Source organism: Vibrio sp. 10N.222.48.A3 (genome assembly GCF_041475345.1).
Taxonomy (GTDB): domain Bacteria; phylum Pseudomonadota; class Gammaproteobacteria; order Enterobacterales; family Vibrionaceae; genus Vibrio; species Vibrio tasmaniensis_A.
Map to the genome: position 1 here is coordinate 1 of NZ_JBFRVX010001505.1, position 380 is coordinate 380.

General features: G+C 48.2%; 1 protein-coding gene. It reads right to left on the reverse strand.

Features of this window, described 5'->3' with window-relative positions; genetic code table 11:
* On the reverse strand, nucleotides 1-380 hold a 380-nt coding region (locus AB4653_RS27410), incomplete at both ends, for a phosphate acyltransferase (protein WP_372105817.1).

A 380-nucleotide genomic window follows, 5' to 3' on the forward strand; every position in this document is an offset into this window, starting at 1 on the left:
AGACAAGTCATTTACTGGCTTGCGCATACCTTGAAGCATTGGACCGATAGACACTAGATCTGCTGAACGCTGTACCGCTTTGTAAGTCGTGTTACCCGTGTTTAGGTCTGGGAATACGAATACTGTCGCTTTACCTGCAACTGGAGAGTTAGGCGCTTTAGAAGCGGCTACGTTTTCCATGATTGCAGCGTCGTACTGAAGAGGACCGTCGATCACAAGATCAGGACGTTTCGCTTGAGCAAGTTTGGTTGCTTCACGCACTTTATCTACGTCTGCACCTTTACCAGATTCACCAGTAGAGTAAGAGATCATAGCAACGCGTGGGTCGATACCGAATGCCGCAGCAGAATCTGCAGATTGGATAGCGATTTCAGCAAGCT